Annotated in this window: 16 protein-coding genes; 12 read left to right on the forward strand and 4 right to left on the reverse strand. The window is 53.8% G+C overall.

Going from position 1 to position 18349, the window contains the following annotated elements; genetic code table 11:
- The first annotated feature begins 65 nt into the window (after positions 1-65).
- The 5 genes from clpX (at position 66) to CIG75_RS07860 (ending at position 7309) form a co-directional block, all read left to right on the forward strand.
- Complete coding sequence (clpX, locus tag CIG75_RS07840) at positions 66-1319, forward strand: ATP-dependent protease ATP-binding subunit ClpX (protein ID WP_094236148.1); 1254 nt, start codon at positions 66-68, stop codon at positions 1317-1319.
- A gap of 138 nt (positions 1320-1457) precedes the next feature.
- The gene (gene lonB / locus CIG75_RS07845; protein ID WP_094236149.1) at positions 1458-3164 is read left to right on the forward strand and encodes an ATP-dependent protease LonB; all 1707 of its coding nucleotides are present in this window, start codon (positions 1458-1460) and stop codon (positions 3162-3164) included.
- 174 nt (positions 3165-3338) lie between these two features.
- Positions 3339-5660, forward strand: a complete 2322-nt coding sequence (gene lon, locus CIG75_RS07850) for an endopeptidase La (protein WP_094236150.1) — start codon at positions 3339-3341, stop codon at positions 5658-5660.
- Positions 5657-6268, forward strand: a complete 612-nt coding sequence (yihA, locus tag CIG75_RS07855) for a ribosome biogenesis GTP-binding protein YihA/YsxC (RefSeq protein WP_094236151.1) — start codon at positions 5657-5659, stop codon at positions 6266-6268. The genes lon and yihA overlap by 4 nt, the downstream gene beginning before the upstream one ends.
- A gap of 108 nt (positions 6269-6376) precedes the next feature.
- Positions 6377-7309 (forward strand): DUF4097 family beta strand repeat-containing protein, encoded by a 933-nt coding sequence (locus CIG75_RS07860; protein WP_094236152.1) that lies wholly within the window; start codon positions 6377-6379, stop codon positions 7307-7309.
- 40 nt (positions 7310-7349) lie between these two features.
- Here the strand turns inward: CIG75_RS07860 and CIG75_RS07865 are convergent, their stop codons facing one another.
- The 4 genes from CIG75_RS07865 to CIG75_RS07880 all read right to left on the reverse strand — a co-directional run bounded on the left by CIG75_RS07865 (position 7350) and on the right by CIG75_RS07880 (position 11130).
- Positions 7350-8264 carry a DMT family transporter gene (locus CIG75_RS07865; protein ID WP_094236153.1) on the reverse strand — a complete coding sequence of 305 codons (915 nt, stop codon included), beginning with the start codon at positions 8262-8264 and terminating at the stop codon, positions 7350-7352.
- Positions 8265-8396: 132 nt separating this feature from the next.
- Positions 8397-9218, reverse strand: a complete 822-nt coding sequence (locus tag CIG75_RS07870; protein WP_094236154.1) for an ABC transporter permease — start codon at positions 9216-9218, stop codon at positions 8397-8399.
- Positions 9208-9972 (reverse strand): ABC transporter ATP-binding protein, encoded by a 765-nt coding sequence (locus tag CIG75_RS07875; protein WP_094236155.1) that lies wholly within the window; start codon positions 9970-9972, stop codon positions 9208-9210. Before CIG75_RS07875 ends, CIG75_RS07870 begins: the two co-directional genes overlap by 11 nt.
- 147 nt (positions 9973-10119) lie before the next feature.
- Positions 10120-11130 carry an ABC transporter substrate-binding protein gene (locus CIG75_RS07880; RefSeq protein WP_094236156.1) on the reverse strand — a complete coding sequence of 337 codons (1011 nt, stop codon included), beginning with the start codon at positions 11128-11130 and terminating at the stop codon, positions 10120-10122.
- A 220-nt stretch (positions 11131-11350) separates the two neighbouring features.
- On the opposite strand from CIG75_RS07880, the gene hemA reads away from it, so the two are divergent.
- The 7 genes from hemA (at position 11351) to hemL (ending at position 18345) form a co-directional block, all read left to right on the forward strand.
- A complete protein-coding gene (gene hemA / locus CIG75_RS07885; protein ID WP_094236157.1) occupies positions 11351-12769 on the forward strand; it encodes a glutamyl-tRNA reductase in 1419 nt (472 codons plus the stop codon).
- A gap of 83 nt (positions 12770-12852) precedes the next feature.
- The gene (locus CIG75_RS07890) at positions 12853-13671 is read left to right on the forward strand and encodes a cytochrome C assembly family protein (RefSeq protein ID WP_094236158.1); all 819 of its coding nucleotides are present in this window, start codon (positions 12853-12855) and stop codon (positions 13669-13671) included.
- A gap of 12 nt (positions 13672-13683) precedes the next feature.
- Positions 13684-14325 (forward strand): precorrin-2 dehydrogenase/sirohydrochlorin ferrochelatase family protein, encoded by a 642-nt coding sequence (locus tag CIG75_RS07895; RefSeq protein WP_094236159.1) that lies wholly within the window; start codon positions 13684-13686, stop codon positions 14323-14325.
- The gene (gene hemC, locus CIG75_RS07900) at positions 14322-15248 is read left to right on the forward strand and encodes a hydroxymethylbilane synthase (protein WP_094236160.1); all 927 of its coding nucleotides are present in this window, start codon (positions 14322-14324) and stop codon (positions 15246-15248) included. The genes CIG75_RS07895 and hemC overlap by 4 nt, the downstream gene beginning before the upstream one ends.
- Complete coding sequence (locus CIG75_RS07905; RefSeq protein WP_094236161.1) at positions 15245-16042, forward strand: uroporphyrinogen-III synthase; 798 nt, start codon at positions 15245-15247, stop codon at positions 16040-16042. The genes hemC and CIG75_RS07905 overlap by 4 nt, the downstream gene beginning before the upstream one ends.
- Positions 16043-16054: 12 nt before the next feature.
- Entirely contained in the window at positions 16055-17038 is a 984-nt protein-coding gene (hemB, locus tag CIG75_RS07910) for a porphobilinogen synthase (RefSeq protein WP_094236162.1), read from the forward strand.
- Between the two features lie 17 nt (positions 17039-17055).
- Positions 17056-18345, forward strand: coding sequence for a glutamate-1-semialdehyde 2,1-aminomutase (gene hemL, locus CIG75_RS07915; protein ID WP_094236163.1), 1290 nt, complete (start codon positions 17056-17058; stop codon positions 18343-18345).
- Positions 18346-18349: the final 4 nt, after the last annotated feature.

Consider the following 18349-nt stretch of genomic DNA (forward strand, 5'->3'; position numbering starts at 1 on the left):
ATAATGCGAGTCAAAGATGGCAGTTGTCAGGTTGTCGCGGGCACTTAACGTAGGGGAGGGTTATGATGTTCAAATTCAATGATGACAAAGGACAACTGAAATGTTCGTTCTGCGGCAAGACACAAGACCAAGTTCGTAAACTGGTCGCAGGGCCAGGTGTTTATATTTGTGATGAGTGCATTGAGCTCTGCAACGAGATCGTGGAAGAGGAGCTCGGGGAAGAAGAAGAGTTTGAGATGAAGGACATTCCGAAGCCGGGTGAGATTCGGAATATCCTCGATCAGTACGTCATCGGTCAGGATCAGGCGAAAAAAGCGCTCGCGGTTGCTGTATATAACCACTACAAGCGGATCAATTCGCAAACGAAGAACGAAGAGGTCGAACTGTCCAAGTCGAACATTCTGCTGATCGGTCCGACCGGGAGCGGTAAAACGCTGCTCGCTCAAACGCTGGCTCGCATCCTGAACGTTCCGTTTGCGATTGCGGACGCTACCTCGCTTACCGAAGCGGGTTATGTTGGTGAAGACGTGGAAAACGTGTTGCTCCGCCTGATTCAAGCGGCCGACTACGATGTGGAAAAAGCTCAGAAGGGCATCATCTACATCGACGAGATCGACAAGATCGCTCGCAAGTCGGAGAACCCGTCGATCACTCGTGACGTCTCGGGTGAAGGTGTTCAGCAGGCATTGCTGAAAATCTTGGAAGGCACGACAGCAAGCGTACCGCCGCAAGGGGGCCGCAAGCATCCGCACCAAGAATTTATCCAGATCGACACGAAAGACATCATGTTCATCTGCGGCGGTGCGTTTGACGGCATGGAGTCGATCATCAAGCGCCGTATGGGTGAGAAGGTGATCGGTTTTGGTCAAGATGGACAGAAGAAGGATGAGCGTGAGTTCGTTCTTTCCAAACTGATGCCGGAAGATTTGCAGCGTTACGGGCTGATTCCGGAATTTGTCGGTCGTCTGCCAGTATTGACTGCGCTCGAACCGCTCGACATCGAGGCGCTGAAGCGCATTCTGACTGAGCCGAAGAACGCGATCGTCAAGCAATACAACCGTCTCTTGCAGATGGATAACGTTGACTTGGAGTTCACCGAAGAAGCACTGGAAGAGATCGCCAAAGAAGCGATCAAGCGCAAGACCGGTGCGCGGGGGTTGCGCGCGATCATCGAATCGACGATGCTCGACGTGATGTTTGAACTTCCGTCGCGTGACGATGTGGTGAAATGTGTGATCACCCAAGAAGCGATCACTGAAGGCAAGACACCGACCTTGGTCACCCAAGGCGACAAAAGCAAACAGGAAGAACCGGCCTAGGCCATTCTGATGCAAAGAACCGATTCCATCATCTGGAGTCGGTTCTTTTTCATTTGGACAAAGGTTTTACTTCGCTTTTCTGAGGACATACTAAATCCAATGCGATGGAACGTGACAGGAAGAGGGGGTAAGCAAGCGATGAGTTTCACAATGATCCTGAGTCTGGTGCAAGTGTTTTTTGCTGTCGTCATCGGACTTTATTTTTGGAATCAGTTAAAAGCTCAGCAAAACAACCGCTCCGCCATCGAGAGCGAGTCCAAAAAAGAGCTGGAGAAACTCCGGAAGATGCGGGCGATCGCACTGACCGAACCGCTCGCGGAGAAAACGCGTCCAGCCAAGTTTGAAGAGATCGTAGGCCAAGCTGATGGGATCAAAGCATTGCGCGCCGCACTTTGCGGCCCGAATCCGCAGCATGTCATCATCTACGGACCGCCTGGCGTCGGCAAGACGGCAGCTGCGCGTCTCGTGCTTTCCGAAGCGAAGAAAAACGGGGTATCGCCGTTTGGAAAAGAAGCCAAGTTTATCGAATTGGATGCTACCACCGCCCGTTTCGATGAGCGGGGCATCGCCGACCCATTGATCGGTTCTGTACATGACCCGATCTACCAAGGTGCAGGCGCGATGGGTATGGCCGGGATTCCGCAGCCCAAACCGGGCGCTGTCACCAAAGCGCACGGCGGTATGCTGTTTATCGACGAGATCGGTGAACTCCACCCGATCCAACTAAATAAGCTGTTAAAAGTACTCGAAGACCGCAAAGTGTTTCTGGAGAGCGCGTATTACTCTTCGGAAGATAACCAGATCCCAAGCCATATTCACGACATTTTCCAAAACGGCCTGCCTGCAGACTTTCGCATGATCGGTGCAACCACTCGAACGGCGGATGAAATCCCTCCTGCGATTCGCTCGCGCTGCGTGGAAATTTTTTTCCGAGCGTTAAAACCGGATGAGATCATGTCGATCGTGCAGACGGCTGCCGAAAAGATTCAGTTTGAGATTGAGGAGGGAGCGGTGCAAACGATTGCCAAATACGCCACCAATGGCCGAGAAGCGGTCAATGTGGTGCAAACATCGGCGGGCATCGCGCTTGGAGAATCGCGCAAGAGCATCCTGACTGCCGATGTCGAGTGGGTGATCAACTGTTCACAGATCTCACCGCGCCCAGAAAAGCAGGTGCCTGACCTGCCGCAGATCGGGTTTGTCAACGGTCTTGCCGTCTACGGGCCGAACATGGGGATGCTGTTGGAGATCGAGGTGACAGCAGCCAAGTCCTCCGAACGGGGAAAAGGTACGATCAACATCACTGGAGTCGTCGAGGAGGAGCAAACCAACGGCGGTGCACGCAGCACCCGTCGTAAGTCGATGGCGAAAGGATCGGTTGAAAACGTGATGACCGTCTTGCGCCGCACGATGGACGTCGATCCGCTCGACTATGACCTCCACGTCAATTTCCCAGGTGGGATTCCGGTCGACGGCCCATCAGCGGGGGTGACGATGGCGACGGCGATCTATTCGGCGATCAAAGGCATCGCCGTAGACAACCGGATAGCGATGACCGGAGAAGTGTCGATTCGCGGCTTCGTCAAACCGATCGGCGGTGTGATTGCCAAGATTGAGGCGGCCAAGCAGGCCGGGGCAACCCGCGTGGTGATTCCTAAAGACAATTGGCAAGATATTTTCAAAACGTTCGAAGGTGTCGAGATCATTCCTGTCGAGCGGATCGAGCAGGTGATCGATCTGTCTTTGGTGCTGGAAGAAGGACCGGAAAAGAGCGCCCTGTCGGCAAGCGCTCCTGCCAATATGCTCACCGTGCCTTCAGTTAACCTGTCAAACGGAATGACATAAGCGATGCAACATGCATAGCAGGGGAGATTCATAAACTCCCCGCTTTTGCATGTTTAGACAAGTGGGTCTACTTTTTAATGGTCAGGATTAGACAAACAACATGGCATACGGTACAATTGGCATACTAGCAAGAAGCAGGTTCTTTTTTCTTTTCATGTCATGGAGGTGAACACGATGGGAATCAGTACAAAGCGCACACTTCCTTTGTTGCCGCTACGCGGACTTATCGTCTACCCCACAATGGTCATGCACTTTGACGTGGGGCGCGATGTATCGGTCAAAGCTGTGGAGCGGGCGATGGTTGGCGAAAATCTGATCCTCCTCGTCTCGCAGGTTGAAACACATATTGATGACCCAGAGCCGGAAGATCTGTTCGATGTTGGCACAGTAGCGAAGGTCAAACAGATGCTCAAGTTGCCCAACGGCACGATGCGCGTCATCGTAGAAGGCTTGAACCGAGCAAAGGTTACAGGCTATGTCGAGACCGACGATTGCTATGTCGTCGAAGTGGAGGAGCTGCCGGAGCCGGCCGATAACGACCCGGAGACGGAAGCGCTGATGCGTGCAGTCCTGCATCAGTTTGAACAATATATCAAGATCTCCAAGAAGATCACCCAAGAGACGCTGGCTGCGGTTACCGATATTGACGAGCCAGGGCGATTGGGCGATGCGATTGCGTCGCACTTGACGCTCAAGATCACCGACAAACAGGAAATTCTTGAAGCGGTCGATGTGAAAGAGCGTTTGGAGCGGCTTTTGAAAATTCTCTCCGATGAGCGTGAAGTGCTGGAATTGGAGCGCAAGATCAACCAGCGCGTTCGCAAGCAGATGGAGAAAACGCAGAAGGAATATTACCTGCGCGAACAGATGAAGGCGATCCAGAAAGAACTGGGCGACAAAGAAGGCCGCGGCGGCGAAGCAGAAGAGCTGCGCGAGCTGGCAGCCAAGAAGAACTTGCCTGAAGAAGTGCGCGAGAAGGTTGAAAAAGAGATCGACCGTCTGGAAAAAATGCCGACCACGTCTGCAGAAGGCGGCGTGATCCGCACTTATATCGACTGGATTTTGGCCCTGCCCTGGACCGAGGAAGGGGAAGAAGATATCGACATCTTGCGCGCCGAAGAGATTCTCGATGAGGAGCATTACGGCCTTGAGAAGATCAAAGAGCGCATCCTCGAATACCTCGCCGTGCAAAAGCTGGTCAAAAAACTCAAAGGCCCGATCCTTTGCCTCGCCGGACCTCCCGGTGTCGGGAAAACGTCGTTGGCACGCTCGATCGCCAAAGCCTTAAATCGCAAATTTGTCCGGATGTCGCTTGGCGGCGTACGCGATGAAGCGGAAATCCGCGGCCATCGCAGAACGTATGTCGGTGCGATGCCAGGTCGTGTGATCCAAGGCATGAAAACGGCAGGCGAGAACAACCCGCTGTTCCTGCTCGACGAGATTGACAAGATGACATCCGATTTCCGTGGCGATCCGTCTTCCGCACTGTTGGAAGTGCTCGACCCGGAGCAAAACAACACGTTTAGCGATCATTACATAGAAATGCCGTACGACTTATCCAAGGTCATGTTCATCACAACGGCTAACGTGTTGCATAACATTCCCCAGCCTTTGATGGATCGGATGGAAGTGATTTCGCTATCCGGTTACACCGAAGTGGAGAAATTGCACATCGTCAAGAATCACCTGCTGCGTAAACAGTTGGAAAATCACGGACTGACTCCTGAGCAGGTGGAGATTACCGATGACACGATCTATGGAGTGATCCGCGGCTATACCCGTGAGGCTGGTGTGCGCAGCTTGGAGCGTCAGATCGCTTCGCTATGCCGTAAAGCTGCGAAACAGATCGTGTCGGGGGAAGCGGAACATGTGACGATCACGCCAGAGAACTTGCCAGATTATCTCGGCGGTGCTCGATTCCGTCATGGCCTGGCCGAAAAAGAGGATCAGATCGGCGTTGTGACCGGATTGGCGTGGACAGCAGTCGGCGGCGAAACGCTGTCGATCGAAGCGACCACCTATCCTGGCAAAGGCAAGCTGACTTTGACCGGCCAGCTCGGCGATGTGATGAAAGAGTCGGCATCAGCAGCCTTCTCCTACATCCGCTCGCGTTCGGAATCGCTTGGTGTCGATCCGAATTTCCTTGAGAAAAATGACATCCACCTGCACATCCCGGAAGGTGCGATCCCTAAAGATGGTCCTTCTGCCGGTATCTCGATGTGCACGGCGCTCGTTTCGCAAATGACAGGTGTTCCGGTCTCTCGCGAAGTGGCGATGACAGGTGAGATCACTTTGCGCGGTCATGTTTTGCCGATCGGCGGAGTCAAGGAAAAGTGCATGGCTGCACATCGCGCAGGAATCAAGAAAGTGCTCCTGCCATTTGAGAACAAAAAAGACATTGAAGACATTCCGGAAACGGTCCGTGCAGAGCTGCAGATCGTGATCGTGGAACATATGGATGAAGTGTTGAAAGAAGCGTTGGTGCCTAACAAATGATGATTCGGGAAGCAAAATTCATTATTTCCGCTGTAAAACCACACCAATATCCGGAAGGTGACCTGCCCGAAATTGCGCTGGCAGGTCGCTCCAATGTTGGGAAATCTTCGTTGATCAATCGGCTGTTGCATCGCCGTGGATTGGCGCGCACCTCGGGGACCCCGGGCAAGACGCAGCAGTTGAACTATTACTTGCTCAATGAAGACATGTACTTAGTAGACTTGCCCGGCTACGGATTTGCCAAAGTGCCAAAGGATGTCAAAGCCCAGTGGGGCAAGATGATTGGTACGTACCTCGACCAGCGGGAGAATTTAAAGCTGGTCATGCAGCTGATCGACATACGTCACGCGCCTTCGAAAGAAGACGTAGAGATGTATCAGTATTTGGCTCACTACGCTCGTCCGCATGCGATCATCGTCACGAAAGCAGACAAAGTTGCACGCGGGCAATACCAGAAACACATCAAGGTCATTCGCGAAACGCTGAATGTCCTACCTGGCACGCCGATCATTCTCACTTCGGCTGACAGCGGACTTGGCAAACAAGAAGTCTGGGATCTGGTCGCCAAGCACATTGGCGTTGAAGAAATCATCGCACCCTCCGGTTGAGCACCGGGGGGTTTTTTGTTGCCCGCAAGATTTTTTTGAAAAAGTGAAGGGTATTGTGATAGGTCGTCGTCTATATGGACAAACGGAAGAATACGGAGGGGTGCAGAGATGAAACTGCATAAAAGTTGGGGCTATGCGCTGATCGTTTTCGGCCTGGTCTTGATGACCGGTGCGGTGGGTAGGTTGCTTCATCTCGATGACGGTCTGGCCGCACATGTGGGACAGCATTACATCGAAGACTCGGTGCAGCTTGGTCAAGACATGGAGCAGTTCGGTGAAGAGATGGATCGGTTTGGCCGGAGCATGGAACAGTTGGCCGAGGGCTATCACGACGGGCACCTGATTACCGATACGGGTGAAGAAACGTTCGAACTGGCCAACATCAAGAAGATTCGCTTGGAGAACAACGTAGGTCAGATCAAAGTGACTGCTGACGCCAAGGCTACCAAAGCAACGCTGAAATTTATCAAAAAGCTGAACACGAACGAAGCAAAGTCTGAGGCAGAAGCGAAGCTCAAGCAGGTAGCGATCGATGTCAACACAACCGACGGCGAAATCCTTCATGTGCAGGCTAGTCAATACTACTCCAACTCTTGGATGAAGCAGTTTCGCGTCGATTATGAGTTGATCGTGCCGCCGACGATGGCGATTGAGCTGAATACGAAAGTTAGCGATATCACCACCGTCGGGATGCTTAGCGATCTGAGCGTAGAAGCAAACGTTGCCAAGATCGACATCGACGGCTTTAAAGGAAAGTTGAGCGTCAAGAACAACACGGGCGCGATCTCGATTAAAGGTGGTCAGGAGATCAAGGAAGTGGAGGTCAGCTCCAACGTAGGTGCGTTGACTCTGCAACTGCCGGAGAAAGCGAATCTGAATGTCGATGCGAAGACGAACGTCGGTGCTCTCGACTCCGAGTTTCAACTGAACGAGCGTCGGATCGGTCCGAGCAAGTCGGTGCAAGGAAAGATTGGCAGCGGCGGAGGGCAGGTGACGTTGAGCACCAATACTGGCGCGATCTCAATTGTGAAACAAAAGTAGAACCAAAACATGGCCGACCCAAAAAGACACCTCTTACGTCCTAAGCGTAAGAGGTGTCTTTTTGTCCTACTTCTTCCTGTCCGCCACCCAACTCTGCGATCAGCATGCCACCTAAGATGCACAGACATCCGATCACCTGCAAGGTGCCAAGTCGGTCCCCCGCCCACAGATACCCAGTCAAGGCAGCAAATACTGGCTCCATCGCAAAAATCAAAGCGGTGCGTGTCGGTGTGGTAAATTTCTGGAATTGATTTTGCGCCACAAAAGCGAAGGCGGTGGCGATTACCGAGCAGATCAACAGCGCAGAGAAAACGGTGAGATCGAACAGCACGTCCGCACTGAATGATGCGCTTACATCTTCGAACAAAAAGCCGCCGATCATGTTGAACAAGCCACAGGACAAAATCTGTACAAATGCAAATGGAAGCGCATGAAAACGTGTTGTATATTTGCCGATACATATAATGTGTAGCCCATAGCAGATGGCACAGAAAAAGACGAGGAGATCGCCCAAGTTGACCTGAAACTGGGTGAGCGACAGGAACGCTAAGCCGATCGTCGCCACGATCACGCCGATTACGGCATTGCGCTTTAAACGTTGGCGCAGAAACCAATAGGCAAAAATAGGCACCATCACCACCGACAGCCCGGTGATAAATCCGGCGTTGGACGCCGTGGTGTAGAGCAGACCAAACGTTTGCAGCGCATACCCGCCGAAGAGCAGCAAGCCAATCCAAGAGCCCACCACCCACAGTTGTTTGGTCATCCCCTTGACGGTGTCACGGAAAAACAGCACCATGATCAGCCCTAAGATCAAGGCGGCAAACAAAAAACGCACGCCTAGGAAGGTGAACGGCGGCATTTTGTCCACCGCTTCTTTGACCAAGACAAAGGTGGCTCCCCAGGAAAATGTTACCCCGAGCAGCACGAGGTCGGCCGCTACGTTTTTTCTCATCGATGTTGTACCCTCCAGGTTGTCCAGACTTGAGAAATTTCGATACTCAAAATATACAGACTCATTCTTCCATAGGAGGCTTGCCCCGTCAATAGTGAAAAGCAGGAGGTGCATGTGCCGCACCTCCTGCTTTTAGTTGCGCCATTTCAACGAGCGTTTTTCGAAATAGGATACAGCGTGGTACATGATCGTCGAGACGATCACGATCACGAACAAGGCTAGCATGACGAGGGTGAGGTTGAACACTTGGAACCCGTAGATGATCAGGTAGCCAAGCCCAGCCTTAGCGACGAGAAATTCGCCGACGATCACGCCGACCCAAGACAGTCCGACATTCACTTTGAGTGTGGACAAAATCGTTGGCAGTGCCGCTGGAAAGACGACCTTTTGAAACACCTGCCAGCGCGTTCCGCCAAACGACCGCACCAACTTGATCATGTTCGAATCGACATCTCGAAACGCGGTGTAGACGACAATCGTTGTGATTACCACGGAGATTGCCAGCGCCATCATCACGATGGAGAGGAATCCTTGCCCAAAGGCCACGATAAAAATGGGGCCGAGCGCTACTTTCGGCATCGAGTTAAAGATGACGAGATAGGGGTCGAAAATCCGTGCCAGCAGCGGCGAGGCCCAGATGACGACGGCGAGCAATGTGCCTGCCGCAGTGCCGAGCAGGAAGCCGACGACCGTCTCCCAAACGGTGATCCACGTGTGATGGAGAAGCGTCCCATCGCTGAGCATGGACAAGAGCTGTGTCCAGACTTTAGATGGTTGGGAGAATAGAAAGGCATTGACCATTCCTTGGCGAGCGCCAAGTTCCCAAAACAGGAGTAAGGCGATCGCGATCAAGAGTTGGACGCTGACGATCACAATCGAGGTCAGCCGTTTTTTGCGTAGAAAGGCCGCATGGTCAGGAGTCTTCGCGCCACGGGTCAAGAGGTTAGTCCGCATCTTGCAAATCCCTCCAGACTTGTCGAAACAGTGCATGGAATTCGGGGTGTTCCCGCGCTGCAAACGGGGAAAGATCGCGAATCTCTTCGGGGATCGGATACACGCTTTTGATCGTGCCCGGATTTTTGCTCATCACGAACACGCGGTCGCACATGGCGATCGCTTCGCCCAAGTCGTGTGTGACGAGGACTCCAGTCAGCCGTTTTTCCTTGAGCGTGCTTTGGATCAGTTCTTCGAGCTGCAATTTGATCTGATAGTCGAGCGCCGAAAACGGCTCGTCGAGCAAGATCACTTGTGGGTTCGCCGTCAGCGTCCGCACGAGCGCCACGCGCTGTCGCATACCGCCGGAGAGTTGGTGCGGGTGCTGATCGGCCGCATGAGCGAGACCCATCTCGTGGAGCAAACGGAGCGCCTGCTCCATGTTTGCTTTGGTCTTTTTGCCTTGAATCTCCAAGCCGAGCAGGATGTTGTCGTGGATCGTGCGCCAGGGTAGCAAGTAGTCCTGTTGTAACATGTAGCCAACGTCGGGGGAGGGACTATGCACCAGCTCTGCGAAGACGCGCACCTCTCCTTGCGTGGGCAAGAGCAGTCCTGCGATCAGCGAGAGGATCGTGCTCTTGCCGCAGCCGCTCGGACCGACCAATCCGATCAGTTCGCCTTCCTCGACTAGAAACTCGATCCCTCGAAGCGCAAGCGTTTCACCAGCAACGGTGATATATTTCTGACCCACCCCCGCAAATGAGATCGCTGTCAATTGCTGCTCACCTCCGTGGATGTATAAAATTTGGAAAAACAGAGAAGATAGTAGGGAAACCCATATTTCTCCTCTCCTTTTCTTGATAGCCTCTTCTTTCTATAGAAGAGGCTCTTTTTTACAACTTCTTACTGTGTGAGCGGGCTCCTATTTTGCCTTCGCTTTTTTTGCGAAAGTGGTGTTGACCAGCTCTTCGTACTTGACGTCCGCTTTCAATTCGCCCGCGTCTTTCATGATCGCTTTCATGTTGTCAAATTCCTCTTGGTCGATCAGCGGGTCTTTGGCCCAGCCGTCCGTCGCTTGGTAGCGTTTGACGACAGCGGTCAGAATTTCGGGAGCGACACCCTCAAAATAAGGGGCGATGACCGCGGCGACCAGCTCAGGCTGGGAAGCGTGGACGAAGTTTTGTGCTTTTTGAACGGCGTTGGTGAACTTTTGGATGGTCGCCGGAGCGGACTTGATCGTGCTGGATTTGGTCATGTATACCGTATAGGGTAGTTTGCCAGAATCTTCACCAAAGGCGGCGACAACATGGCCTTGCCCCGCTTTTTCCAAAATCGCCCCGCTTGGTTCGAACGCTTGCAAGAAATCCCCGGTTCCAGACGAGAAGGCGGTCGCCTGATTGTCGAAGCTGATGTTTTGGATGATGTTGACGTCGGTGAACGGCTGCAGGCCATTTTTCTTCTGGACGTATTCGGACACCATCTCCGGCATCGAGCCTTTGCGCGAACCGATCAAACTTTTGCCTTTGAGCATCGACCAGTCCCACTTGTCAATTTTGGTTCTGGCGATCACAAAGGAACCGTCGCGCTGAGTGACCTGTGCGAAGTTGACGACAGGGTCGGTCGCACCTTGCTGTTGCACGTAGACGGTCGTCTCGGCGCCAATCAGTGCGATGTCCGCTTGGTCGGCCAAAAGGCGAGTCATCGCTTTGTCACCGCCCCAGGCGGTATCCAGTTGGATGTCGAGCCCTTCTTCTTTGAAGTAGCCTTTTTCGATCGCCACATATTGCGGCGCGTAGAAGATCGAGCGAATGACTTCTGACACGCGAACGGTTTGTAATGCTTCGTTCGAGCTGTCTTTGTTCGGGCTACAAGCTGTCAAAGTGAGCGCGGCCGTCAAAATGCCAAGCGTAGCAAACTGACTCCATTTTTTCATCGCTGTCTATGACCTCCTTGATCATGAAGTTGATAGCCAGTGTATGTATGGGCGTCTGTCTTGGTGCATGAGGCGGCTATGATGTCGAAGCGGTCAAAAAGATGTCATATTTCGTCCGTGAGTTGTACGGACGCTATGATATAATGAAAATGTTTGCAGTGGACGGAGCTAATTGTACGAAGGCATGCGGCTTTTGAGATAGATAAGGGAGTGAGAGAGAATGTACATCATGGTCGTGGGGCTGAATTTCCGGTCGGCTCCTGTCGAGATTCGCGAGCGGTTCGCCCTCCCGGCCGTAGGTCTGGAGGAAGCGATCTCACGTCTGAAGCGAAGCGGCCGAATTTCAGAAGTCGTGTTGGTCTCGACCTGCAACCGCACTGAGGTGTATGCTGTGGCGGAAGAACGGATCAACGGACAAGATGAGATTTATTCTTTTTTGAGCGAAATGTCAGGTGTGTCGCGCCAAGCTTTTTTGCCGCACTTGTACCAGTATGGAGAAATCGATGCGGTGCGCCATCTGTTTCGCGTCGTCTCCGGTCTTGATTCGATGGTGCTCGGCGAGACACAAATTTTGGGACAAGTTCGGCAGGCCTTCCTGTTTGCGCAGAAAGAGCAGGCGACCGGGACGATTTTTAACTATTTGTTCCGCCGGGCCGTCACGGTGGCGAAACGTGCGCACTCGGAGACGAAGATCGGGGAGAATGCCGTTTCGGTTTCGTATGCGGCGGTTGAGCTTGCTAAGAAAATTTTTGAATCGCTCGATCATAAGACGGTGCTGGTCATCGGTGCTGGTAAGATGAGCGAATTGACGGCTAAACATTTGAACGCAAACGGTGCAACCAAAGTGTTGGTGGTAAACCGGACCTATGACCGTGCGAAAGAACTGGCCGATAAGTTCCAAGGAAAGGCGCTCGATCTTAATTCGCTCGATCTAGCGTTGAAAGAAGCGGATATCGTCGTTTCCTCCACCGGGGCAGAAGGCTATGTGGTGACCAAAGAGCATGTGCAGGCGACGATGAAACACCGCCGTCACCGACCGCTGTTCTTAATCGATATTGCCGTTCCGCGCGATTTGGACCCGGAGATGAGCAAGATCGACAACGTGTTTCTTTATGATATTGACGACCTGGAAGGGGTCATCAAAATCAATATGCGAGAGCGCCAAAAGGAAGCAGAAAAGGTTGGCGAGATCATCGGTGAGGAGCTGGGGACGTTTAAAATGTGGATGAACCAACAGGAAGCGATTCCGTTGATTCATAAGCTGCGTGAGAAAGCGCAAGCGGCACAAGCGAACCTGATGCACAATCTGCTCAACAAAATGCCGAACCTCTCCGAAAAAGAAGTGCACACGGTCAACAAACTGACCAATGCGATGGTCAACCAGCTCCTCCATGAGCCGATGAAGCAAGTCAAAGAAATGGCTGGCGAGCGCGATGCCGACCTGTATCTGGAAGCGTTCACACGCATCTTCGGTCTGGAGGACGAGCAAAACGAGCAACGAAAAACAAATCAGGGCGAAGTGCGGCAGATGACGACCGTCATCGCGGCGGCAACCCGGCAGATCGAACAGTCCCGCCAAGAGGAAGCTGCATCGTCAGGGGCCAAACGCTCGCTTCTCTCCCGCTTAGGCTCGCGATGAGGCAGACTGGTTGTCCGTTTAGTAGCAAGAATTCAGGAAGGTCGGTGTCATAGAATCAGGCTGGCAAGAAGGAGGTGTTCATCATGCCAAAAAGTCTGTTGATGTATGATCTGATGGTCTTTATTTACGCGGCTGTCGTCGTGTTGTATTTTTTTGATTTTCTCGCACATCGTCGGACGCTCAACCGCATCGCGTTTGGTCTGTTGGCGGCTGTGTGGGGGTTGCAAACTTCGTTTTTCTTGACCAGAATGACGGAGGTAGGCTATGTGCCTTTGGTGACATCTTTTGAGACGACCTTGTTCTTTTCATGGCTGTTGATCTCGTTTTCGCTTGTCATCAACTATTTTTATAAAATTGATCTATTCGCATTTTTTACAAATGTCATCGGTTTTGCGATGGTCGTTTTCGATCTCTTCACCAGAGACGGTGCGGCGCGAGTCGGGGAAAACTTGCAAGGGGATCTGCTCGTCTTGCATATCACGCTCTCCTTCTTGAGCTACGCGGCTTTTTCCATCTCGTTCATCTTCTCGACGATGTATTTGATTCAGTCGAAAATGCTCAAAGAAAAACGCTGGAACAACCTGTTTCGCCGGATGCCTGCACTCGACCAATTGGATGCGTTTACGTACCGTTTGATCGTCGTCGGGTTCCCATTGCTTTTGGTGGGGATGATCCTCGGGGTCAACTGGTACTATGTTAAATTTGGCACGATCTTGATCCTTGACGCCAAGCCGATCGTCTCGGTCATTCTGCTGGGGCTATACGTCGCATGGCTCTACCTGCGCAACGCGAGCGGTTGGTCGGGACGCAAATTGGCATGGTGGAACGTCTGCTCCTTCGGACTTGTCATCATCAACTACCTATTCGTCGGCACCTATTTTTCCGACTTTCACAGCTGGTAGGGGGACAGATGCATGAGTCGGATGTATGGAGCCTTTATACAGCTTACGGGACGCAGGTGTCTCGTGGTCGGAGGTGGCCCGGTGGCGGAGCGCAAGATCACCGGGCTGCTCGATTCTGAGGCCGAGGTGACGATGATCGCGCCGCGTGCGACCTCTTCTTTAGTGAAAATGGCGGAGAATGGTACAATAAGATGGGAGGCTCGTCCGTTTCAAGCGGGTGATACTGCTCCGTTCTTCCTGATCATCGCTGCAACCGCTTCGCGAGAGGTGAACGCCCAGGTGTTCGCAGAAGGGGAGACGCATGGTCGGCTGGTCAATGTGGTCAACGACCCGAAACTCGGCAATTTTACCGTTCCGGCATTGCTCAGGCGCGGGTCGCTAACGGTAGGAATTTCGACTTCGGGAGCTGCACCGGTCGTCGCCAAGAAGCTGCGCGAGGATCTGGAAGCGTATTGGGGGCCGGGGATTGAGCTGTTTGTGGAGTGGGTGTCGGAGGCCCGCAGGCGCATCGCGGCAGAAGTGCCGGAGGAAGCGCAGCGGACCGAACTGTTGCGAAGATTGACCAATTCAGAACTGTTGCAACTGCTGCGCGAAGGCAGACAGCTGGAAGCTGAGCAGTTGCTGAAACGCATAATGGGGGGACGCGGAGGATGAAGCGTATTGTAGTCGGGACTCGAAAAAGTCCGCTGGCGCTGACCCAGACCGAAATGGTGATGGCCAAGTTGCAGGAGCATCACACAGGTCTTGAGATCGGCATGGAAAAGATCGTGACCAAAGGGGACCGCATTCTCGATGTCACACTGTCCAAAGTGGGCGGCAAAGGGCTGTTCATTAAAGAGATCGAGCAGGCGATGTATGAAAAGAAGATCGACTTTGCCGTGCATTCGCTCAAAGACATGCCGACCGAGATGCCGGAAGGGTTGATGCTCGCTGCGATCACCGAGCGCGAAGACCCGCGCGATGTGGTGATCACCAGAAACGGCAGCACATTTGCCGACCTGCCGATCGGGGCGCGCGTGGGGACTTCGTCTTTGCGCCGTGCAGCCCAACTGCTCAATGCCCGTCCGGACATCGAAATCGTCTCGGTGCGCGGGAACATCAACACCCGCATTGCGAAATTGGAAGAGCTTCAGCTCGATGCGATCGTGCTGGCGGCGGCCGGGCTCGAACGAATGGGCTGGGCGGAGAAAATTTCGGAGCGTTTATCGACCGAACTGTGCATCCCGGCAGTAGGACAAGGGGCGCTGGCGATTCAGTGCCGTTCGGAAGATGAGGAGATTCGCGAGATTCTGTCCGTGCTGGACGATGTGAACACCCGCCGCACCGTCACGGCTGAGCGCACTGTGCTCGGACGTCTCAACGGCGGCTGCCAGATTCCGATCGGCGCTTTTGCAGAGCTAGAAGGCGGCGAGTTGAAACTGACCGGAATCGTTGGCTCAGCCGACGGCTTGACCCTGCTCAAAGAAACGGCGACTGGCACCGATCCGATGGCGCTTGGTCATGCGGTTGCAGAGCGCTTGATCGAAAAAGGGGCTGGCGAGATTTTGGCGAAAGTGCGCGAGGAAATCTCGCAGTGAGTGGATTGATCGCACAGCCTTTGGACGGCAAGCGCATCGTCGTCACGCGCTCCCGCAGTCAGGCGAGCGAGTTGAGCCGGATGATCGAGCAACTGGGAGGCACCGCCTTCGAGTTCCCGGTGATCCACACCGACTGGCCGGAGGACCTGGGGCCGCTCGATAAGGCGCTGACCAAGCTTGGCGAGTACGACTGGATCATTCTGACCAGCGTGACGGGTGTTGAAAAGTTTTTTGCGCGCATGAAACAATTGAAGCAGGAATTGCGACCCGATGCACACACCCGTTTTGCTGCTGTCGGTAGCAAAACGGGTGCCGCGCTTGAAAAGCAAGGTGTGACAGTCGCAGTCACAGCTGAGGAATTTGTTGCTGAAGGGCTGTTGCGCGCACTTGAAGAGCAGGTGGGGCCTGGTGACAAACTGTTGTTTCCACGGGCCAACATCGCTCGCAAAATGATGCCCGATGCCCTGCGTGCCAAAGGGTGTGAAGTGACGGAGGTCGATGCGTATCAGACGCTTGCCGTCACCGATGAAGTCGAGACTTTGCTTCGGTTGTTGCAGGATCAGGAGATTCACGCGGTCACTTTCACATCGTCCTCAACGGTGAACAACTTTCTTGCCGCGCTGAAAGGGCAGGACGTTCGGCCACTGCTCGCTGGCGTCGTGCTGGCAGCGATTGGACCGATAACGAAACAGACGGCAGAAGGACACGGGTTGACGATCGATGTGATGGCCGATACATATACGATTCCAGGGCTGGTCGAGGCGCTTGGCCGCTTTTTTGCAACCAGTCGGTAGGGGGACTTACAGATGAACCACTTAGAATTTCAACGTCACCGCCGCTTGCGCAGTTCGGCTGGGATTCGGGCGATGGTGCGCGAGAACCACGTTTCGGTCAACGACCTGATCCATCCGCTCTTCGTGGTCGAAGGCAACAACGTCAAACACGAAATTCCGTCGATGCCGGGCGTGTTCCATTTCTCGCTCGACAATTTCCGGCGCGAAGTGAACAAAGTGTCTGAACTTGGCATTCCGTCGATCATCCTGTTTGGCGTGCCCGATCACAAAGATGAATGCTCCTCTCAAGCCTATGCAGAAGAGGGCATCGTGCAAAAGGCGATTCGGGTGGCCAAAGAAGAGAACCCGAACCTTGTGATCACCACCGACGTCTGCCTCTGCCAGTACAACCCTGCTGGGCATTGCGGCATCGTGGAGAACGGTGAGATCCTCAACGATCCGTCGCTCGAATTGATCGCCAAAACGGCGCTGTCCCACGCTCAGGCTGGTGCAGACATCGTCGCACCGTCCGACATGATGGATGGGCGCATTGCTGCGATTCGCCACACTTTAGATCAAAACGGGTATCTCAACGTTCCGGTCATCTCCTATGCGGTGAAATATGCGTCCGCCTACTATGGACCGTTTCGCGAAGCAGCGCACTCCACTCCGGCCTTTGGCGACCGTAAAACCTATCAGATGGACCCGGCCAATTCGCGGGAAGCGATGCGCGAGGCTGAATCTGATGTGCGGGAAGGTGCAGACATGCTGATGGTCAAGCCGGCGCTTTCGTACATGGATGTGATCCGTCAACTGCGTGACCGCTGGGACCTGCCAATTGTGGCCTACAACGTGTCGGCCGAATATGCGATGGTCAAAGCGGCTGCACAAAACGGCTGGATCGACGAGCGCGCGCTGGTGATGGAGACGATGACCGGCTTTAAGCGCGCCGGGGCAGACCTGATTCTGACCTATTTTTCCAAAGACATTGCAGGTTATCTGAAAGAAGGCTATTGATCCCCGGAGGTGTCCCGATGCATAAAGGCTATGAACGTTCCCAAGCAGCATTTGCAGAAGCAAAAAAGATCATCCCGGGCGGTGTGAACTCCCCAGTTCGCGCCTTTCGCGGTGTTAAAGGTGATCCGGTGTTCATCGAGCGCGGTGCTGGCTCGAAAATGGTGGACATCGACGGAAATGAATACATCGATTACTGCCTGTCCTGGGGGCCGTTGATCCTGGGTCACGCTCACCCGGACGTCATCAAGGCGGTGCAGGAGATGGCGACAAAAGGCACGTCGTTTGGCGCACCGACCGAGTTGGAGACGGAGATGGCGCAACTGGTCACCGAAATCGTGCCCTCGATCGAAGTGGTGCGCATGGTAAACTCCGGCACGGAAGCGACCATGTCGGCGCTGCGTCTGGCACGCGGTTACACCAAGCGCAACAAGATCGTCAAGTTTGAGGGCTGTTACCACGGCCATGCTGACTCTCTGTTGATCAAAGCGGGCTCCGGCGTGGCGACGCTCGCACTGCCCGACTCGCCTGGCGTCCCGGAGTCGGTCGCGTCCAACACGCTGACCGTCCCGTTTAACGATGTGGACAGCTTGAAGCTGGCATTCGAAAAATACGGGGATGACATCGCAGCTGTGATCTTGGAACCGATCGCAGGCAATATGGGCTGTGTGTTGCCGCAAGCAGGTTATCTGGAAGCGGTACGTGCGATCACCACGCAATATGGTGCTTTGCTGATCTTTGACGAAGTGATGACCGGTTTTCGTGCTGCGTATGGCGGTGTGCAGGCGTTGTACAACATCGAGCCTGACCTGACCACGCTCGGCAAAGTGATCGGTGGCGGCCTTCCGGTCGGCGCGTACGGCGGGAAGCGTGAAATTATGGAGATGATAGCTCCGGCAGGTCCGATCTATCAAGCGGGCACATTGTCCGGCAACCCGCTGGCGATGATCGCAGGCTTGGTGACGCTGAAAAAGCTTGGCGAACCGGGCGCCTATCAGCGTCTGGAGTCGATGGGTAAGCGTCTCGTCGAAGGCTTCCTCGCGACGGGGCAAGAGCTCGGCATTCCTGTGACCGGCAGCTATGTTGGCGGAATGATGGGCACGTTCTTCTCTGAGCAACAGGTTGTCGATTACGACACGGCGAAACAATGCAACTTGGATCGCTATGCCAAATATTTCCATGAAATGCTCAAGCGCGGCGTCTATCTTGCGCCTTCGCAACTGGAGGCAGGTTTCCTGTCGCTGGTTCATTCGGATGAAGATATCGACCGCACGCTGGAAGCGTCTCGCGAGTCGATGAAGCAATTGTAAAGAA

Origin of the sequence: Tumebacillus algifaecis (genome assembly GCF_002243515.1) — a bacterium.
Taxonomy (GTDB): Bacteria; Bacillota; Bacilli; order Tumebacillales; family Tumebacillaceae; genus Tumebacillus_A; species Tumebacillus_A algifaecis.